Source organism: Pseudomonas sp. NPDC089534, from assembly GCF_044749305.1.
Taxonomy (GTDB): Bacteria; Pseudomonadota; Gammaproteobacteria; order Pseudomonadales; family Pseudomonadaceae; genus Aquipseudomonas; species Aquipseudomonas ekonensis.
In genome coordinates this window covers 1-18,271 of record NZ_JBIVHR010000108.1, presented here as the reverse complement: position 1 = coordinate 18,271, position 18,271 = coordinate 1, and the positions used below count along the sequence as shown (strand labels likewise).

Annotated in this window: 13 protein-coding genes, 1 tRNA gene and 1 pseudogene; 4 read left to right on the top strand and 11 right to left on the bottom strand. The window is 54.6% G+C overall.

The window, feature by feature from the left end:
* Positions 1-2,248 precede the first annotated feature (2,248 nt).
* Together ACIP0B_RS24445 and ACIP0B_RS24440 are read left to right on the top strand one after the other, a co-directional pair.
* Complete coding sequence (locus tag ACIP0B_RS24445; protein ID WP_400836760.1) at positions 2,249-3,853, top strand: AAA family ATPase; 1,605 nt, start codon at positions 2,249-2,251, stop codon at positions 3,851-3,853.
* Positions 3,854-3,864: 11 nt separating this feature from the next.
* A complete protein-coding gene (locus ACIP0B_RS24440; protein WP_400836757.1) occupies positions 3,865-6,552 on the top strand; it encodes an AAA-like domain-containing protein in 2,688 nt (895 codons plus the stop codon).
* A gap of 107 nt (positions 6,553-6,659) precedes the next feature.
* Here ACIP0B_RS24440 and ACIP0B_RS24435 read toward each other — a convergent pair whose 3' ends face one another.
* The 11 genes from ACIP0B_RS24435 to ACIP0B_RS24385 form a co-directional block, all read right to left on the bottom strand.
* A complete protein-coding gene (locus ACIP0B_RS24435) occupies positions 6,660-7,028 on the bottom strand; it encodes a histone-like nucleoid-structuring protein, MvaT/MvaU family (protein WP_400836754.1) in 369 nt (122 codons plus the stop codon).
* A gap of 316 nt (positions 7,029-7,344) precedes the next feature.
* Positions 7,345-8,187 carry a chromosome segregation protein SMC gene (locus ACIP0B_RS24430; protein ID WP_400836763.1) on the bottom strand — a complete coding sequence of 281 codons (843 nt, stop codon included), beginning with the start codon at positions 8,185-8,187 and terminating at the stop codon, positions 7,345-7,347.
* Between the two features lie 231 nt (positions 8,188-8,418).
* Positions 8,419-11,325, bottom strand: coding sequence for a DUF927 domain-containing protein (locus tag ACIP0B_RS24425; protein WP_400836751.1), 2,907 nt, complete (start codon positions 11,323-11,325; stop codon positions 8,419-8,421).
* Positions 11,322-11,591, bottom strand: a complete 270-nt coding sequence (locus tag ACIP0B_RS24420; RefSeq protein ID WP_400836748.1) for a DUF3077 domain-containing protein — start codon at positions 11,589-11,591, stop codon at positions 11,322-11,324. The genes ACIP0B_RS24425 and ACIP0B_RS24420 overlap by 4 nt, the downstream gene beginning before the upstream one ends.
* Positions 11,588-11,872, bottom strand: coding sequence for a hypothetical protein (locus ACIP0B_RS24415; RefSeq protein ID WP_400836746.1), 285 nt, complete (start codon positions 11,870-11,872; stop codon positions 11,588-11,590). Before ACIP0B_RS24415 ends, ACIP0B_RS24420 begins: the two co-directional genes overlap by 4 nt.
* 528 nt (positions 11,873-12,400) lie before the next feature.
* Positions 12,401-12,706 (bottom strand): hypothetical protein, encoded by a 306-nt coding sequence (locus ACIP0B_RS24410; RefSeq protein ID WP_400836744.1) that lies wholly within the window; start codon positions 12,704-12,706, stop codon positions 12,401-12,403.
* Complete coding sequence (locus ACIP0B_RS24405) at positions 12,703-13,311, bottom strand: hypothetical protein (protein ID WP_400836742.1); 609 nt, start codon at positions 13,309-13,311, stop codon at positions 12,703-12,705. Before ACIP0B_RS24405 ends, ACIP0B_RS24410 begins: the two co-directional genes overlap by 4 nt.
* Positions 13,308-13,589, bottom strand: a complete 282-nt coding sequence (locus ACIP0B_RS24400; RefSeq protein WP_400836740.1) for a helix-turn-helix transcriptional regulator — start codon at positions 13,587-13,589, stop codon at positions 13,308-13,310. Before ACIP0B_RS24400 ends, ACIP0B_RS24405 begins: the two co-directional genes overlap by 4 nt.
* Positions 13,590-13,682: 93 nt before the next feature.
* Positions 13,683-14,519: a hypothetical protein gene (locus tag ACIP0B_RS24395; RefSeq protein ID WP_400836738.1), complete on the bottom strand. Its 837-nt coding sequence runs from the start codon at positions 14,517-14,519 to the stop codon at positions 13,683-13,685.
* A 274-nt stretch (positions 14,520-14,793) separates the two neighbouring features.
* The gene (locus ACIP0B_RS24390; RefSeq protein WP_400836736.1) at positions 14,794-16,035 is read right to left on the bottom strand and encodes a tyrosine-type recombinase/integrase; all 1,242 of its coding nucleotides are present in this window, start codon (positions 16,033-16,035) and stop codon (positions 14,794-14,796) included.
* A gap of 164 nt (positions 16,036-16,199) precedes the next feature.
* Positions 16,200-16,284: transfer RNA gene (locus tag ACIP0B_RS24385), tRNA-Leu, on the bottom strand.
* A gap of 108 nt (positions 16,285-16,392) precedes the next feature.
* Here ACIP0B_RS24385 and queA point away from each other — a divergent pair.
* Complete coding sequence (gene queA, locus ACIP0B_RS24380; protein ID WP_400836734.1) at positions 16,393-17,442, top strand: tRNA preQ1(34) S-adenosylmethionine ribosyltransferase-isomerase QueA; 1,050 nt, start codon at positions 16,393-16,395, stop codon at positions 17,440-17,442.
* A 14-nt stretch (positions 17,443-17,456) separates the two neighbouring features.
* Positions 17,457-18,221 (top strand): annotated as a pseudogene (gene tgt, locus ACIP0B_RS24375) (tRNA guanosine(34) transglycosylase Tgt); the annotation flags it as partial.
* Positions 18,222-18,271: the final 50 nt, after the last annotated feature.

Below are 18,271 nucleotides of genomic sequence, written 5' to 3'. Positions count from 1 at the left end.
CGAAAGCGGTTGGGGTTTTGTTTTGCCCGCAGGAAAGTTCTGTGCGTCGACTTTCCCGGTGGGGGCACTCACAGGGGCTTGGCTGATGATTGCCGTGCGGAGGAGGGGTGTAGGGCTGTCCAGGGTGGTCTCTCGCAAACGCATGCGTTTGTTCCCGCCAACTGTGCAATGGCGGTAGCGCGTGGCTGTGATGCCCGCAGAGAGGGGCTGTGCCGCGTTCTGGCTTTCCCTGGAGACACCGGGCGATGCAGCACTCCAAATGCCTTGCCTGGGCTTGATCGCCGCGAAGCGCGGCCATGCTCGAGCCGGCGCCGTGCAATTGATCATGCCGCAGGGATGGTGACGAGTTTATCTTGGTCAGCTTGCCATCGTTGATGGCGGGACGTTGCTCGCCACTATCTGGAAACGGGCAGTCTGGAAACGGGCAGTGGCAGCGCCCGGTGCATTGGCGTGGCCTGATCGGATTCGCGATCGGTGAGGGAGGGGGAGGAGATAAATCCCCAATAACAAAAAAGCCCGCTGTTAGCGGGCTCTAGAGATGTTACGTAGACGTTGGTAGTCGTCTAAGTGCTGCATATGGTGCCCCGAGGGAGACTGGAATCCTCCATGTAATCCGTGGCTTATAGCAGGATTACATAATGAGGGATACACACGGGGATACAGGCTGCTTCGGTCTATGATTGCACAATCCTAGTATAAGACATAAACGACCCGTATCCAGCCATGCACTCCCAGCCACCTAGCTGGTGTGGCAAGGGTTACAGCAGTAGTAGCAACCATTGACTCGCAGAGTCGGGTTTACCGCTCGGGCGGCGTCTACAGCACCGATGCAGGTGAGATGATTTCCGAGTGGTACCTGGTTCTGTGGCAACGGCATGAATCTGCATCCAGTCGTCGTGTTGTGCACTTCGTAGTCGCCGTTAGGTTGGACGTTTCTGTTCACGATAAATGATTGCATTTGCTAGTCCTCGCTTCCGTGTGTCGGATCGTTGATGACTCAACATCTTTAACCATGGCTATGGTGCTGGTATGGATATGCGATGACCAGCAGGGATGAAGGTTAGCTGGGGGATGGCAGAAAGCAATCAGTCTCCGGAATGCCGCCGGGGGCCCCTGGGAGTATCTGAAGAGCACGGGGTCGGAAACCCGCGGGAACTTGTTAGTGGCACGACCTCGAGCTTATTGAATTTCAATCATTGAAATCGAAAGGATTTCGTTGAAAAAGGGCCATCGTTACCGTGTTGGTAATGATGGCCCTTTGTGTTGATGATTCCGCACGTTTTCGGTCGTCAACCTGCCACCCAATGCAAAAAAGTCAGCCAGTCTTTATGCCCCGTGGCATTTAGAAATGCTCTGGGGCCCCGGCGACCTCTTAGCAGCTTGTGCAATTGCACTGGTGAACTCTGTGTTCACCTGGTCACTAAGCTGGGAACCTGTCCGTCAACAAAGTCCGGCGGGTGTCCGACCCAACAATTCAGCGTAAGCCTGAGGGATCCCGGTAGGTGTTGGTAATACGTGGGACGTTCGCTGGGGGGAATCCTGCATTTGGGGAGCGGGGGGATGTCCTCCTATAAAAATCAGTGTTACTCATGTTACCGGTGTAACAAATCAAGTTAACTCGTTGATTTTAAAAATAAAAAATTTGTAACCTCGCTTTAAATCTGCCCAGTTTTGGCGTGTTACCCATACGTGTCGTGTAACGCATAGTGCATTGATAGAAGCGAAGGGCTTAGCGGGAAAAATCGAATAGGTGCATATCGAGAAGACTAGGTACGGAGCTAATATAAGCTAAAAGCGTCGTCTGGCGATGTTTGTCACCTGACGGGCGTAGCAAGGAAATAGCTAAAATTTATGTGCTAATGAATACGCTTTGGTGGTTACTGCTTGACATAATTCACTTTTAGTGCTGCATATCATTATGAGTGGAAGTTTTTATTGTGGGTCGAAAGGTTTTTTGGTCGCATGGTCGTGACGTGAAATCGCGAAATTCCAGTAGGTGGGATGGTGTAAATATCAATCGATGCTCAGGGAAGGCGTACGAAGAAAAAGCTCATGCCACGGCACGTGCATTTTGGCAGTGAAAATAGGTGTGTTTCGCTTCAAAAGCGCAGCTTTGTTGTTTTAATATAACCGAAGCTATGATTTTTGGTGATCAGTAGATTCTGAGTTTATAGATATGTTGAGCAAATATAGGTTTTCTATTCAGGATTGCTCAGGGAAATAAATATGGAACGGATGGCTTTTATAAATGACGCAAAATAATACCTGGCATTTGTTCGACAGTACCACTGATACAGTATTCGTTTTCGTGCACGGTTTTTTTTCAAACTCTGAAAAATGTTGGCGGGATGCAGTGGCGAAAGTATTTTGGCCTGATTTACTTTTAGCAGACCCAAGAATACCGCAGTCGTCAATTTTTTTGGGTGGATATTTTACGGACGCAGACTCTGGTGTGTATGGTGTGCGGGAGTGTGCTGAAGAACTATATAATGCTTTAAGACGAGCAAGCCATTCTGGAGAGAGTCCCCCCCTCAGCTTTAAAAAAATTATATTCATTTGTCATAGCCTTGGCGGTATTGTTACAAGATACATGCTTGAGTGCTACAGGGAGAGTTTTGCTGATCATAAAATTGGACTGGTTTTGATGGCGTCTCCGTCCATTGGTTCAGACTATGCTGATAGATTAGTGAAAGTGGCCAAGTTCTATAAGAATAGGACAGGGCTCCAGTTGAGGAAAAATAGTGAATTGCTTACAGACTTAGATGGCCGATTCAAGAGTTTTATCGATTCGAGACCTCATGATAGCTTTCTAGGTATAGAAGGTGTTGAACATACAGGGTTAATACATTTTCGTTGGCTTCCAGGATTTGAACCGATTGTCATGGAACATTCCGCATCACGATATTTTTCGGGTCGAAGGATAATACCTAGAACCAGTCATTCATCCATTGTGAAGCCTACAGACGTAAATCATCTAAGTCATTGTTTGCTACTCGACTTTCTAAGTTATACTTTTTTTCCTAAAGTAGGACTTCCAGTTGTCGATAAAAGCTCACAAGGAAAGTTGCTCCGCGAAGATGTTGTCGCGCAAGGGCCTCTTTTCGATATTTATGAAGAGAGCTGTGAGCCTTATTATCTAAAAAGAAATATTGACGAGCAGGTTCACCGAGACTTTAGTTTTTCTAGCTTCTGGATATATGGCCCATCCGGAGCGGGAAAAACCTCTATTGTTAAAAGGCTTTTGAGTCAGGCTGGGGCTGGTGCCATAGAATTATGCTTTTCTCAATGCACTGCTGATAGAAATTCGTTTGTCGCGGAGATGATAGAAACAATTCACTTGTCGGAGAATGGTTTTGAGACAATGCCTGAACGAAGCTTTAGCAATCTTGCTCGGCTGATTTCCGAAGGTGTAAATAGTAATAGATATCTTTTTATATATATTGATGAAGTTCCAAGCCAGACAGGTTGCGACACGGTTGAGGCCGAGTTGGTTGCGTTAATAGAGGAGTTGCTGAACTCAGTTAAACAGTTAACGAAAGCCAACTCATTTCGTATCGTAGTATCATCTTTAGGGGAGCCTAATATGAGTCTTGTTCGCAATCAGGCAAAGCTGCGTGGCTACATGAGTTTTGTTGAGTGCTCAAAGTGGACTGATGAAGAACTCCAGTCTCTGGTCGATCTTATACTTCCTAATTTGAAATCGTTGACTCCTGATGATCTCCCGCCGATGCTAATCGGTAGCGCTTGTGGGTCGCCAAGGTATTTGAAGACCTTTTTTAAAACAAAAATCTCTTATCCTCATAAAAGTAACGATGAGCTCCTCAGAATGACAGCTCAAGGTTTTCAATTTTAGGATTAAATGACATGTCTTCGAAAAAGATAAAGCCGTTTGCGATTGTTCCAAAAGACTTATATGTAGTTCGGCAAGCTGATGTTCAGTTGAAACAAATTATTGAGGATATGGGTAGGCCGGGGTATGTTCTTGTATCTCGGCAGATGGGGAAAACTAACCTGCTCCTTAATGCAAAGCGCGAATTAGATCAACAGGGAAACTGCTTTTCATATTTGGATGTTTCTAATAATTTTTCTGATTTGCGATCTTTTTTTCGTAATATTATTGATACTACGGTTTTATCCAATGAAGAGCTAGTTACGTCATTGTTGGCACAAATCTCGGTATCGCGGAATGTTACGATTAATTTGCAGCCACATAAGGAGCATGAGTTGGAGTTAAAGGCTATTTTGGATAGCCTTTCCGGAAAACTGATAATTTGTCTTGATGAAATTGATGCGCTAACTAATGTTGACTATTCTGATAATGTATTTTCTTTGATTCGTAGTATTTATTTTTCCGGGCGAACTAACTATCCTGTTTTCAAAAGGCTTACTTATGTCCTGTCCGGTGTTGCGGATCCATCGGAATTAATTAAAAACAAGGCAATTTCTCCATTCAACATTGGTGAAAAAATTTATCTGGATGATTTCACATTTGAAGAGACTAAGCAGTTCCTTTCTCAGTGTGATTTGGATCTGCCAGAAGATGTTGTTGAGCGAATATTTTATTGGACCTCCGGTAATCCTCGGGTTACTTGGGATTTATGTTCGGCTGCTGAGAGTGTTCTAGAGGAGATTTCGACTCTAGATAGCGATAGTATCGATCGTTTGGTCAGTTCTCTTTATTTGAAAAGTTACGATCTGCCTCCATTTGATCATATTAGGACTAGGGTTCAGAGTGATAAAGAACTTCGCAACTCTGTAATGGCTATGCACTACGGAAAGAGCTCTACTCTATCCGATAAGGTGAAAGATAGACTGTATTTGGCTGGTATTAGTACTCCAAAGCAAGAAGCGGATGAGATTTTTTTTAAAAATAGAATTATGTCTGAGTCGTTGTCTGAGAAGTGGATATCGGACATTGAGAGCGAACTGCTTAGTATTGATGAGCGCGCTCATGAGAAAGTGAAGCTTCATCGGTATGAGGAGGCAATTGCACTTTTTAAGGAGTCAATGTTACAAGCTAACAGTGCTGAGGGGAAACTTGCAAGTAAGTTAAATGTTGGATTTTGTTTTGTTCAGATGAGTGACATTGCTTCGGCGATTGCTGAGTATGAGGGCTGCGTTACAGAGGGTGTTGGTGATTTGGAGTTGATCAACGCAAAACATCACTGGCTTGGCATTTGCTATATGTTTTCGAATAGGTTTCTAGAGGCCGCTGAACATTTTAATAAAATTCTGAGCTCTACTGTTGACGGTAAAAAGAATCTATTTTATGCAGAGGCCTGTATTAATTTGGCAAGTATATGGCTTGCCGAAAATCATGCGAATGAGCAGGGTGTAACGGAAGCAGATCCAGATATCGAAGATTTACTGAACAGAGGGTTAAAATATCTTGCATCTCACCCCCCTTCAAAAATAGGTGCCGAAAATGAAATTTTGTATACTGCTTACTATCAGTTGAGTAGGTATTACCAAATCATTGGGCAGTCGGATCGTGGAAAGCATTATCTAGATCTTTCGCTGGAGTCAAGTGATTCTGAGGTGAGGAGTACGTTGCTTTACGAACGCGCAACTTACGAGACCGAGGTGTCTGTGCAAGCTTCTTACTATGTGAAGTGTGCAAATAATATAATCGATTCTCGTATCTCTTTGTCTGGAGGTACTGTTATGAATCAGTTGAGATTTGGTGCGAGAGAATGCATAGCTTTGATAGGCAGGCTGGTTGCTGTAAATAGCTACAAAGAAGCAAAATCATTTGTTGAGTACATAATATCTGTTGAGGATAAGCAGGAGTTGAGCGCTGCCGAGATGGTGGTGTCCTGTGTTTCCGATGCTGTTAGGGAAGGTGTTTATTCTATCATTCCTAACCTTGCTAGACTCGCAATGCTCTGCAGTAAAATGCCTAAGGAGAGCATGAGGCAAATAGTTACACTTGGTATCCTTATATCGGAGGGTGAGAATGTATCCAAGACTGATCTGTTTGATAAGTATATTGGTGAGTATATAGCTCCTGAAGATAGTTTGCTTCTAAATACTGATTTTAGATTGGTGCATGATATTTTTCGAGTGCTATTTGTTGAAGGTGAAACAGATCGTTGTATCGCGCTTCTAGATGCCGCAGAGGCTTCTTTCGAGCGGACTGTTATAAGCGGAAGCTTGCCTGATGAGACTATTAAGTCAGGTTCGATGATACTTTTGTTGCTTCGGTTCAAGTTGTACACTCAAACTCCAAGGGAGTTGGAGTTGTCGACTAAATTGATGCAGTACGTGCCAAACATTAGGGATGTGAGTGAGTTTTCTTTAATACATTTTCCTGAGGACTTTTCTCAAGTGATTGATCATAGTTTTAGAGCTATGATCGATGAAGAGTTTTACGAAGACTCAGTGAGTGGTGGGATGTTTCCTTTTCTCGAGAAGAAAGCTGCTGCCGATTCAATAGGAAGGAATCAGATCGTTACTGTTAGATATTTGAATGGCACTACAAAGCAAGGAAAGTTCAAGAAGTTTGCTGGTGATATTGCAGCGAGTCGATGCAGTTTGGTGCTTAATAGATAAATTTAGTTTGTGTATTTGTTTTTTGCAAAGTGGGTTTGCTGTTGTGGTGGAGAATTAGGTTCGCTAAAGAAAGGGCCCGCATGGGCCCTTTTTCAGGTGACGTTACTTTACTTTTTCAGCCAGCTTTCAACCTCGTCGGCGCCGTGCTTTGTTTTCCACTCCTTCAGCGTCTTGTGATTGCCGCCTTTGGTTTCAACCACTTCGCCGGTGTGCGGGTTCTTGTAGACCTTGAGCTCGCGAGACTTGCGTTTGCCAGATGCCGCCGCCGGCGTTGAAGCGCGCTTAGTGCTATGCTGAGAGTCCAGCAAGTTGATGATGTGCTTGAGGCTGAAACCGTACCGGTTCAGCAGCTCGCGCAGCTTGGTCTCGAACTCGATCTCTTTTTTCAGTGCGCCGTCGCTCTTCAGCGCTTCCAGCGCCTGCATCTGCTCAGCCAGGTGTTTTTCCAGCTGACGGTATTCGGCAAGTTTGGACATGTTTGTTTCCTATATTTGTCTGATGACAGTTTGAATGTTCGTGCGGCTGACGAGTTCAGCGCTATTCTGACAGTTTCAAATACTCTCGGATGCTAATGATCTCGGACTTGATCAAATTTACGGTAAGAGTCTCGACTTTCGTTTTTTTGCGGGTTTTGTCCACGAGCTCCAACATTTCTTTTAAGGAGCCTATTCGTGTTTTCAGTAGGTCTTTCCAGTTGGGAGTGTTTCTGAGGTCTATTTGAATGATCATTCTGTAGCGCCTGGGGAGGTTTAAACAGCCTACCTGCGTAGGCTGTTTCGGTGGCTCAACGCGTTACAGCGAAAGGATGGCTTGCGTGCTGTGCTGGCCGGATCGATCCGCCAGCTCGCGCCAGGTCCAGCTGTGGAAGTCTTCGCCTTCTTGTGGAAGTACCAGCCTCATCAGGCTGAGGTGTTCGCCTCCCAGCATGCCTTGCACATTCCACAACATGCCGCCCACCTCCATCAGCGCTTGCGCTTGTTCGTTCCACCGTTCCTCCAACACTGTCCGGGCCAGCGACAAGGCAGTTCTCTGGATGGTTTGGTGCTCCCTTTGCGCCTCGTCGATGTGCTGGTCGACGATGGCCAGTTCCTGCTCCAGCGCAGTGATGATCAGGTGTTGGCGCCGATTGTGTTCGGTCGCCGTTGTGAGGTTTTTCGCGGCCTTCTGCGCGTCGGTGTTGGCGTTCTTTTCGCCCTCGGTGTCGCCCCAGGCCACCGCTTGCGCGTATGCGGTGGCGGCATCGGTTTCGGCTTGCCGGGCCCTGGCCATGTCCTCTTCTGCTTGCTGCTGGATCTGTGCTAAGCGGATGCTGAGGCTGTCGCGTTTTTCGTTTAGCTCTTGCTCGTCGGCTTTCCAGTTCGCCATCGACTCGGTGTACCCCGCCATCAGGGTTTCATGATTGAGCAGTTGCTCGCGCCGGGTAATCTTTGCATCGAGCAGCCAGGCACGGTGCTTACCGGAGTCGTACGGAAGTTTCAGGCTGCTGTGCTCCTTGTGGATTTCGGTCAACCGGTCCGCCTCGATGACCTCGTCCCCTTCCAATAGCGCCTCCAAAGGCGCCATCTTGGCGTGGTGCTGTTCAGCTTCGCGCAGGTGTTGATCGCGTTGGGCGGTCAGTTGGTTGATCTCGTCAATCAACCGTTGCTTCTTGCCGCGATGACCAGGGGCGTGAAGGTTCTCGGAAACGGGTTGTGCAAGGCCGATGGTCTCCCGGCTGTCCACTTCGCCGGCCAGCAGTTCGGGTTGTTCGGTAGAAGCGTGGAATTCGTTCATCTGTCTTGTTCCTTCAAAAATTGGGTATGGGTTGAATGAGCGGCTGGCGAGGCCGGGAATGAGCCGGCGCTACCTCGATCAGCGGACGTGCCTTCAGGCAGCCCGAGCCTCGCTCTCATCCGTTCCCGGAATCGCCTTCACGATGTAGCAGCGCTGGGGCCCCAGGCCGGGTAGCCGCACCAGACTCGACGCCTTGCCGTCGCTGCTAGGTTCCAACACGCCGCGTTGCAACAGCTCCTTGTTCACGGCGTTGATGTTCATGCCCCGGAAGATCTCCGAGCGCCACGCCTCGGGCAGCACGTAGTAGGTGTTCGTGGTGTGCATGGTGTCACCCATGCCGTGCTCCAGCGTCTTGCGAAAGCCGAGGCGGTCGATGGTGCGTGGACCGTGTTCGTCGATCTTGGCCGCCGCCGATTCCCAACGGGTGAAGCGGCTTTCGCCGAAGCGCTCGATGACCTGGCGCAGCCGCGCCAAGATCGCATCGCCCTCGAAGTTGCCGGCACCGCCGCGCTCGTTCAGCCAAGCGCTCAGGCACACCCGAGCCGCGGTGGTGGCCGTGCCGTCCGGCCAGCCCGTGATGCCCATGGCGGTGGCCAGCTCGCCGGCGGCGGCTGCGAGACCGAAGCGGGCAGCGGCACGGTGCGCCTGTCCGCTGGCAGATGCCGGGAGCGACTTGGCAATGAAGCCCTCCAACGTGCGGCGCAGGATCGCTGCCCAACCAAGACGCTTGCCGGGTTCGCACAGGGCGGTCAGGAACGCGGTAAGCGGGGTGCCGTAGTAGTTCGCCACTCGCGCCTTGAGTGCGTCGGACAAAGCGGCGGCGTCCTCAAAGCCGTTGAGTGTGTCGAACATGCCGAGGCCTTTGCTGGCATCGGCCGGGACGGCGAGCATGCGCACCTCCATGCCCGCTTTCAGTTCCTTGTTGGCTTCGGCCATGTGCTGCGCCAAGGTCTTCTCGCCGGTGGACAGGAACAGCAGACGCCATTCCTGAACCTGCCGGCTGGCCTGGCCCCGGTCATTGGCGCGGGCCTTGCCGGTGCCGTTGCCGAGCATGTAGACCGTCTCTCCGATGATGCGGGCATCGCACATGCCGATTTCATCGAGCACAAGGAGCCCGTCGGAATGCGCGGCGGCGATCGACTCCAGCGCGTTGTCGGTCGAGCGCCACGAGCGCACCAGACGCGGTCCGCCGTAGATCGAGGCGGCGACCTGCAGGTGAGTGGTCTTGCCGCCGGAGCTGTCGCCGTACAGGTGAAAACCGCCCGACTCGTGGCCGAGCATGTGCAGCAGTGGGCCGGCGAAGGCGACGCCGACGACAAACGCCAAGCGGTGGTTGCCGACACACAGTGCGCCGATCTGCTGTTGCCATTGCTCCAACGTGCCCGCTTCGCTGATCGGCGGAAGCTGGGCGCCGGCCTCGTAGAAGTGCAGGTGTTCGGCGTGCGCGCCGACCTGCTGCTCAGGCAGCAGAAAGGCGTTGTCGTGCCAGCCCAAGCGGGTGACCAAACGCGCACGCTGCGCACTGTCGAAGCCGCCCAGGTAACTCTGCAGGTCGTTGCGTGCGTTGCGCCCCGAACGGCTGCCGGCGAGACGCAATCCCATGTCCACCAGCGGGCCGAGCACGTCCTTGCCGAAGTCGCCGGTCATGGTGCGTGCCGGTATGTTCCAGCGCTTCTTGGTGCCGTCGGGGTCGTCGAACTCGACGAGCAAGCCCCAGTTGTGGCCCTTCTCGTCGCGGGTTCGCGCGAGTATCGCCAGCGGCGAGCACACCGGGCGCGCCTCGCCGTCATCGCCGGCATAAAACACACCCTCGGGCGTCAGGCGAAAGCCGCCGGGCATCAGGTCGTTTTTCGATTTCGCCGGTCGCTTGGCCGGTGCTTTGGGTTTCGGTTCCGGCTCGGGTTCCACCAGGGCAACTATCGTCTTTTCTTCGATCATGCCGAACAGCTCACCGCTGCTTTCCAGCGCGGAGAAGTGGCCGGCGGTCCAGCCTTTGTCGAGCGCGTCGGCCGCGTCGTCGCCGTCGTCCCATTGACCACCCTTGGCGAACGCGGCGCGGTCGTTCTTCAGCGTCGGTTTGCGCTTGAACACCTCCAGCGCGATGACCCGGATCGAGGCGGCGCCGATTTCCCGCAGCCTCTCGGCGACGGTGGCCATGCAGGCTTTGCCGCTGACGTCGTTGTCCGGCCACAACAGTACGTCGCGTCCCTTGAGCGGTGTCAGGTTAGTCTTGTGCCAGGAGTTGGAGCCGTTCGGCCAGCAGGTGGCCACGTAGTCCGGCAGCAGCTCGGCGGCGGCATCGGCGGCTTTCTCGCCTTCGCACAGAACCACCGGTGCATCAGCGCGCTGCGCCAGCTCATCAAGGCGCAGCAGCGGACGCGGATCCGGCAGGCCCTGCCAGCGCCACTGCTTGGTTTGCCCATCGGCGCGCTGACACCATGTCAGGGGTGCAAAGACCTTCTTCGGCTTGCCGTCCTCGTCGGGGCCGAGGTCGAAGCGGTACAGCGCCATGAGGGGCTGACCCTGCGTATCGCGATAGACCCAGATCTTGGACGGGGCACCGTGTTCACGGTGCTTGGCCGGGCACTTGTTCATGGCCTCGGCCGGTATCGGCTGGATGGAGTTCCACGTCGGCGTCTTCGGTTTGCTCGGTGCGGCCTTTGTCTTGGCGGCGCCGGGCGCGACGTTGAGTAGATCGGCCAACTTGTTGCAGGCATCGACATCCGTTCCGCCCTCCAAATAGCGAACCAGGTCGATCAGGTCGCCGCCCTTGTCGCCTGTGGCGAAGTCGGCCCAGGTGCCCTTGCTCAAGCTGACCTTAAGCGATCCGGCGCGCTTGTCGCTGCGGGTCGGATTGGGGGCGGTGTATTCCTTGCCGCCGTCCACGCGCTTGCCGTTGGGTAGCCAGTGCGACAAGACACGTTCAATGTCTTTCAGCGCGGCGGCTTTCACGTCGGCGAAGCTCGGACGTTTCGCGGCGCTATTCGGTCGCTGGCTCATGCGTCAGCCCTCGGCAGGAACATCGCGTCGTTGACATCGTCGAGAAGGGCCTTGGCCATCTCACCCAGATAGAACGCGGACCAGATGAATCGCTCACCGTTATCGTTCATGGCCGCATCCAGCGTGAGCTGATTGGCGTAGTGCTGCAGAAGCGAAATCGTCTCCATGGCGTCATCGAGCGGGATGCCCGAGTTCACTCGAAACATCTTCTTGCCGGTGGTGCTGGCAGAGAAAGAGGTATGGCCCACTGTGGTGTGTGTGGTCATAGCACACCGCCTTTCCGCACCGCAGGCGTCGAGGTGCTGTCACCGTGCATGGCGAGCGTCTTGATCAGGCCGAGGGTGCCGCGCACGTCCCAGAGGACGGCGGCAATGACGTGATTGGCAAGGCGCGAGGACTCGTTTTCGAAGTGATCCTCGAGCAGGGTCAGCACCGAGTCTGCACGGTCAATGGCGCAGGTGATGGCGTCGATGGGCACACCGGCTTCGGCGGTCGGATTCACGCAGAGCAGGTCTTCGGGCAGGGCACAGCTCAGGTCGTTGTTCATTGGGCACCGCCTGCGGTTTCGAGCGCGCGGGCTTTGGCCATGTGAGCGTTGTAGCGGGAGAGGCGTGTAGCGAGGCTGGAGTTGGCGTGTAGAGCGGCGAGAGCCATTGCACGGTGTGCAGCGGCGCGGATTTTGGACGGATTGAGGGCAGACATTGGTGACACTCCAAGTTTGAGGATGGAGCTGCCACTGATCGTCGCCAAACGATTTAGGGTGGCAGCTGTGCGCAGGTTGGCGAACCGGGAACTTGGAACCCGGCAGACCCGAAGGTCTCCCACGCACAGCTGCCATAACACGAAACGGCGGGCACAAAAAAAGCGCCTGCTGTCGGATGGGGCGCCTGTGCGCCAAGTTTCTCGGGTCGCCAAACCCGGTCGCTGAATTTGCAGCGACGGCCAGAGAGTAGCGTTCGTTTTTCGAAAGTGCAACTGCGCTGATGGCTTGCGGTTTTTTCAGGTGCGGCATAGATTGTTCGTGCATGTAGATTGACCTCAACGCCTCCGGATCGCCCCCGGAGGCGTTTTCGTTTCAGGCATGGGCTTCCCAGCGCAGGGAGAGAAGGGGTAGAAATCCGCCGCTGAGCATGGAGCGGGCGTCTTCGTAGGCATCGATTTGCTGGCCCTCGTCGACGACCACAGCCCCGGTCCTTTCGCAGTGGAGGGAGAGGGCGCACCAGGTGCCGTCGGCCCAGCTCAGCACGCTCACCACTCGACCTTGCCTGTCCTGCTGGCTGCGATAGCGTTCAAGTCGCTGCATGACGCGAGGCGAGAAGCCGATCCGACGCAACACGGAAAAGGGGTGCATCAAGGCGTTGTTCGCGGTCTTGTGGCTCATGCTGCCTCCTGTACGTTGGCGAACAGAGGTGGCGGTGTTTCGCCTTTCAGCCAGGCCAGGATCTTGTCGTCCTCGGCGCAGCGACGACGGTGTTCTACGGCCAGTTGCTCGCGGCGTTGCGCCACGCACTCACCCACATAACCGGCCAGATCAGAGGTCAAGCGCATGTCGTTATGAGCGCGTTCGCTCGCCGCTCTTTCAACCGCAAGATCTTGTTCGGTGATGCGTTGCCACACAGCCGGATCGTTCGCGTATCCGCCCGACTGGTCGACCAGCCAGTAGGTGACCCAGTCGGTCGTGCCGAGAGACTTCAGCGAAGCAAGGCGGCCTGCCGTCATGGCGAAATGTCCGGTGCCGTGAACACTGGCGAACTCCCTGCGCACCGCATTGCGGCGAATCAGCTCAGGCAGTTCCCACGGATTGGCTTTCAGCGGCAGGGCGAGGCTGTCAGGACTGAAAAAGAACGCCTCCTGGTCATTACCGTTCCAGCTCACGCCCGCGATGGTGCGGTGCCGCCAGTTGATCGCTCCGGGGACATAGAGGCGAAACCCGATGGCGTAGGTGTCGTGAAATGGCCCCTTGAATGGGCTGTAAGTGCGCTTCATGCGGCCACCTGGTTGCGCGCCTCGATGCGGCTGCGAGCCCAGGCTTGAACCTCAGAGAGCACCCAGGCGACTGGGGCGCCGCGCGCGCTGCTGTTGCTGAGTTTGACGGGCTGCGGAAAACCGCAGTCGGTGCGCTGCATCAGTTTGTAGATGGTCGAGCGCTTCATCCCCACGATGCCTTCAACCTCGCGCATGCGGATCAAAGTCGAAGCGGCGTCAAAAAGGGAGGGGGAGTTGGTGGGCGTCTTGCGGCAGAGGTCGGTAACAGAGGTGTTCATAGGTATTGCTCTCGATTGGTTTGGACAACGAGGGCAATGGTCTAGGCGATTGAATTTTCAAAGGAGTTAAGTTCCATTTGAAATTTCAGTGAGCTACACCTTGTGTTGCTTAAGGATGGCTTCCACACGTTTGCGGGACAATGCCTTGTCCGTTTCCTGGGAGAACCAGGCAGGTCTTTGCTTGTACGGCTTGGCGACCAGTTGTTTAAGCCAACGGTGTACTTCCGTGGTCACATGGCATCGTGACATGCCGTCCAGCTTCAGAGCGCGAGCCTTTTCGACAAGGGCTGCGTCGCGTTCGCTCATCTCGGCGGCCCGATCTTTCCCACTTAAGAGGCCACCCTTTTGCCGAGTCGCCTCTCTGATTGCCTTGAGGGCTAGACGTCTCAATTCATCGCGATGTAACGCAGGCAGAGTCGTGATCGGTTCCAAGTGAATAACGTACAAGTTCAGCGCATCCATGCGGTCATCCTCGTTGACCTGGCTCTTCACGTACTCGCAGTAAAAATCCCATGGCCAGTCCGGCATAGGTATTCCGCTAGGTAGGGCGCTTTGTTCGGCATCACGCATCCAATCATTCAAAACCTCCAAGGCTTTCACCGCGCAGGCCATGATGTACATCGCGTATGCCTGATCGTCTGTGACAAGGTCGCACCGAGCATATTGCCGTACAGCACACGCCAGGTATTCGGGAGGGGCGTACATGGCATTCTGTGAAATCGCCTCCTCGCGCTGCGTCACCCTGATGCACATGGAATTAAGATCGTCGCCGAGGCCGGCTAAAAGAAGGCGTGTGCGGCATCGGTCGATAAGCTGGCACGCATGCAGAATCTGTTTGTGGCAAAGGCAATAGAGCGGTTGGGCAGATAGGTACTCCTTCAGACCGGCCGTTGAGCTTGGCCATTGAATGCCTTGGCCGATCTCGCTCATGTTCATGGGCATTGATGTGGCCCCAAAGCATTTCTCTCAATCCCGCGCCCTGTGTCGTGCAATCTTCTCCAGCGGCACGCGCCTAGCCCGACGCCTGCCCGCAGCGAGTATGGGGTCGTTCTCGCGTTACACGTTTGGTCAAAGTCACACGAGGTGTACGGAAAGTGGCTCATGTGTGTAACGGGCTTGAAAGCCAATGAATCCGGGCGTTTGGCCAAGGTCGTTACACGAGTAACACCGGTAACATGGATTATGAAGGGACGGATATGCGTAGTCATACCGCTTTACTGAACTTGGCGTTGATCATATTTCCACCTGCTAAAGCATCAAGGTGATCTGCATACCACTGCATCATCTCCACCCTGTGCTCAAGATATTGAGCCTTGTTATATACCCCGGAAATTCCCTCTTCTTTGTGAGCGAGCTGCGCTTCGACATGCTCTTTTGGCCAGCCGTGTTCCCTGAGCAAAGTGCTGGCCGTATGACGAGTACCATGACCAACCAAGCGACCTTTGTAGCCAACAGTCGCGAAGACTTTGTTGATCGTGTTTTCGCTAATCGTCGGATTCTTAGCGCCCACCCCGGGGAACAGCCAGCGGCTACGACCTGTGAGGCAGTGAAGCTCTCTGAGGGCGGAGAGCGCTTGCTTAGGGAGTGGGCACACAAAGTCCCTGCGCATCTTCATCTTGGCGGCGGGCGTCGTCCATGTTGCTCTATCAAGGTCGAACTCTTTCCACTCAGCTAACCGAACCATGCCAGGTCTAGATGCAGTCCAGATGCAGAGCCATGCCGCAGTTCGGGCCGTCAGCCTGCTGGGGGTGTTTCTGAGTGCTTGGAGGAACTCTGCCAACTCAGGCTCCAGCAAATGCGGATGCTGCTGAGTTTTCGGGGCTTGAGCTGCAATGTCTCGCAAGCGGCTACCTGGATCGTTCTCCGTAAGGCCTAGACCGATGGCTCGCCCGAATATCTGATTGATCCACGTGCGGCACTTTTCCGCCACATTGTGTGCGTCCCGGGCTTCAAGAGATGCTTGGAGCTCTGCACAGTCAGTACGAGTGATTTCGTCAAGGGGCTTATCTCCCAGCGCCGGGAGTATGTCTTTGTCGAGGTAGGTGCGGATTTTGTTAAGTGTGGACGGGGCGAGACCCTTTTCTTCTTTGGCCTTGAGCCAAGCTTCAGCAGCAGCTCGGAAGGTCCGAGTCCTTGCAGCATCAATGGCAGCTTTGGCAGAGCGCTTCTGTTCGAGAGGATCGGCCCCGCTGCTAACTACCTTGCGCAGTTCCGCAGCTTTGTCTCGTGCCAACGCACCACTTACTTCAGGGTAACCCCCGAGCCCCATCCAAGCCCAATTGCCCGCCGGACGCTTGTAGCGAAGCTGCCAGGATTTACCACCATCAGGCTTAACCCTGAAGTAGAGACCGTTTCCGTCCAGTTCCCGGTATTCCTTTGATTCCGGCTCCAGTCCCGCAAGCGTCGTGTCAGCGAGAGGGCGGCGCTTGATGTCTGCGCGCTTCATCCTTGTATCCCAAAGTTTGGTATTTTTCTCAGGATACAAGCGGGGATACAGGGATACAACGGATAAGGGGAGGCAGTGGTGGACAGACAGGCACAAAAAAACCGGCCAAATGACCGGTTTCTCTGGGGCTGAGAGGCTGCTAGAAACTCTCAGGTACTGCTGTGTGGTGCCCCGAGGGAGACTCGAACTCCCACTCCTTTCGAAAACGGATTTTGAATCCGCCGCGTCTACCAATTCCGCCATCAGGGCTTAATGGCGGCGAAGTATAGAGAGCCGCCTACCGTTGGTCAATCACGTTTCATGGTCAATTTTTGATAATTCCGCTAGACTTTCCGGCCCTGCTAGACGAACCCCATCATGCGCGTTGCTGACTTTACCTTCGAGCTTCCTGATTCGCTGATCGCCCGCCACCCGTTGGCCGAGCGTCGCGGTAGTCGCCTGTTGACCCTGGACGGGGTCAGCGGCGCTTTGGCACACCGTCAATTCACTGATTTGCTTGAGCATTTGCGCCCTGGCGATCTGATGGTGTTCAACAATACCCGGGTGATTCCGGCGCGGCTGTTCGGGCAGAAGGCGTCCGGCGGCAAGCTGGAGATCCTCATCGAGCGGGTGCTCGACACGCACCGCGTGCTGGCCCATGTGCGTTCCAGCAAGTCGCCCAAGCCAGGTTCGAAGATCCTCATCGAGGGCGGTGGCGAGGCCGAGATGCTCGCCCGCCACGACGCGCTGTTCGAGCTGGGGTTCGCCGAAGAGGTGCTGCCGCTGCTCGACCGCGTCGGGCACATGCCGTTGCCTCCCTATATCGACCGTCCGGATGAAGGCGCGGATCGCGAGCGTTACCAGACCGTGTATGCCGAGCGCCTCGGTGCGGTGGCGGCACCGACCGCCGGCCTGCATTTCGACCAGACCCTGATGGAGGCGATCGCCGCCAAGGGCGTCGAGACCGCGTTCGTCACGCTGCACGTCGGTGCGGGCACGTTCCAGCCGGTGCGCGTCGAGAAGATCGAAGACCACCACATGCACAGCGAATGGCTGGAGGTCGGCCAGGACGTGGTCGACGCCGTCGCCGCCTGCCGTGCGCGGGGCGGGCGGGTGATCGCCGTGGGCACCACCAGCGTGCGTTCGCTGGAGAGCGCTGCCCGTGACGGCGTGCTCAAGCCGTTCAGCGGCGACACCGATATCTTCATTTTCCCGGGCCGGCCGTTCCATGTGGTCGATGCCCTGGTCACCAACTTCCATTTGCCCGAGTCCACGCTGTTGATGCTGGTTTCGGCGTTCGCCGGTTATCCCGAGACCATGGCCGCCTACAAGGCAGCGGTCGACAACGGTTACCGCTTTTTCAGCTACGGTGATGCGATGTTCATCACCCGCAATCCCGCTCCACGCGGCCCAGAGGAAACAGTATGAGTCGCACCTGTCGAATGTCGTTCGAGCTGCTGGCCACCGACGGCAAGGCCCGCCGTGGCCGCCTGACCTTCCCGCGCGGCACCGTCGAGACCCCGGCGTTCATGCCGGTGGGCACCTACGGTACGGTCAAGGGCATGTTGCCGCGGGACATCGAGGCGATCGGCGCTGAGATCATTCTGGGCAACACCTTCCACCTGTGGCTGCGTCCCGGCATGGAAGTGATCAAGAAGCACGGCGACCTGCACGATTTCATGCAGTGGAAAGGCCCGATCCTGACCGACTCCGGCGGCTTCCAGGTGTTCAGCCTCGGCGCCATGCGCAAGATCAAGGAGGAGGGCGTGACCTTCGCCTCGCCGGTCGATGGCGCCAAGGTCTTCATGGGCCCGGAGGAGTCGATGCAGGTTCAGCGTGACCTGGGCTCCGACATCGTGATGATCTTCGACGAATGCACCCCGTACCCGGCCGACGAAGACGTCGCTCGGGTGTCCATGGAGCTGTCGCTGCGTTGGGCCCAGCGCTCGAAGAACGCCCATGGCGACAATACGGCGGCGCTGTTCGGCATCGTGCAGGGCGGCATGCACCAGGATCTGCGCATGCGCTCGCTCGAAGGGCTGGACAAGATCGGCTTCGACGGCCTGGCCATCGGCGGCCTGTCGGTGGGCGAGCCCAAGCACGAAATGATCAAGGTGCTGGATTACCTGCCGGGCCAGATGCCCGCTGACAAACCTCGTTACCTTATGGGCGTTGGCAAACCGGAAGATCTGGTTGAGGGTGTGCGCTTGCGGTCGATGCCGAACGCGGCGGCCTTGTCCAGCTCGTAGCGGCTGAC

Excerpts from the sequence above, each read along its gene's own strand:
- ACIP0B_RS24425 (WP_400836751.1), bottom strand. The coding sequence starts at position 11,325 with ATGAGCCAGCGACCGAATAGCGCCGCGAAACGTCCGAGCTTCGCCGAC.
- ACIP0B_RS24445 (WP_400836760.1), top strand. The coding sequence starts at position 2,249 with ATGACGCAAAATAATACCTGGCATTTGTTCGACAGTACCACTGATACA.
- ACIP0B_RS24420 (WP_400836748.1), bottom strand. The coding sequence starts at position 11,591 with ATGACCACACACACCACAGTGGGCCATACCTCTTTCTCTGCCAGCACC.
- ACIP0B_RS24410 (WP_400836744.1), bottom strand. The coding sequence starts at position 12,706 with ATGAGCCACAAGACCGCGAACAACGCCTTGATGCACCCCTTTTCCGTG.
- queA (WP_400836734.1), top strand. The coding sequence starts at position 16,393 with ATGCGCGTTGCTGACTTTACCTTCGAGCTTCCTGATTCGCTGATCGCC.
- ACIP0B_RS24440 (WP_400836757.1), top strand. The coding sequence starts at position 3,865 with ATGTCTTCGAAAAAGATAAAGCCGTTTGCGATTGTTCCAAAAGACTTA.
- ACIP0B_RS24435 (WP_400836754.1), bottom strand. The coding sequence starts at position 7,028 with ATGTCCAAACTTGCCGAATACCGTCAGCTGGAAAAACACCTGGCTGAG.
- ACIP0B_RS24415 (WP_400836746.1), bottom strand. The coding sequence starts at position 11,872 with ATGAACAACGACCTGAGCTGTGCCCTGCCCGAAGACCTGCTCTGCGTG.
- ACIP0B_RS24390 (WP_400836736.1), bottom strand. The coding sequence starts at position 16,035 with ATGAAGCGCGCAGACATCAAGCGCCGCCCTCTCGCTGACACGACGCTT.
- ACIP0B_RS24395 (WP_400836738.1), bottom strand. The coding sequence starts at position 14,519 with ATGAGCGAGATCGGCCAAGGCATTCAATGGCCAAGCTCAACGGCCGGT.
- ACIP0B_RS24400 (WP_400836740.1), bottom strand. The coding sequence starts at position 13,589 with ATGAACACCTCTGTTACCGACCTCTGCCGCAAGACGCCCACCAACTCC.
- ACIP0B_RS24405 (WP_400836742.1), bottom strand. The coding sequence starts at position 13,311 with ATGAAGCGCACTTACAGCCCATTCAAGGGGCCATTTCACGACACCTAC.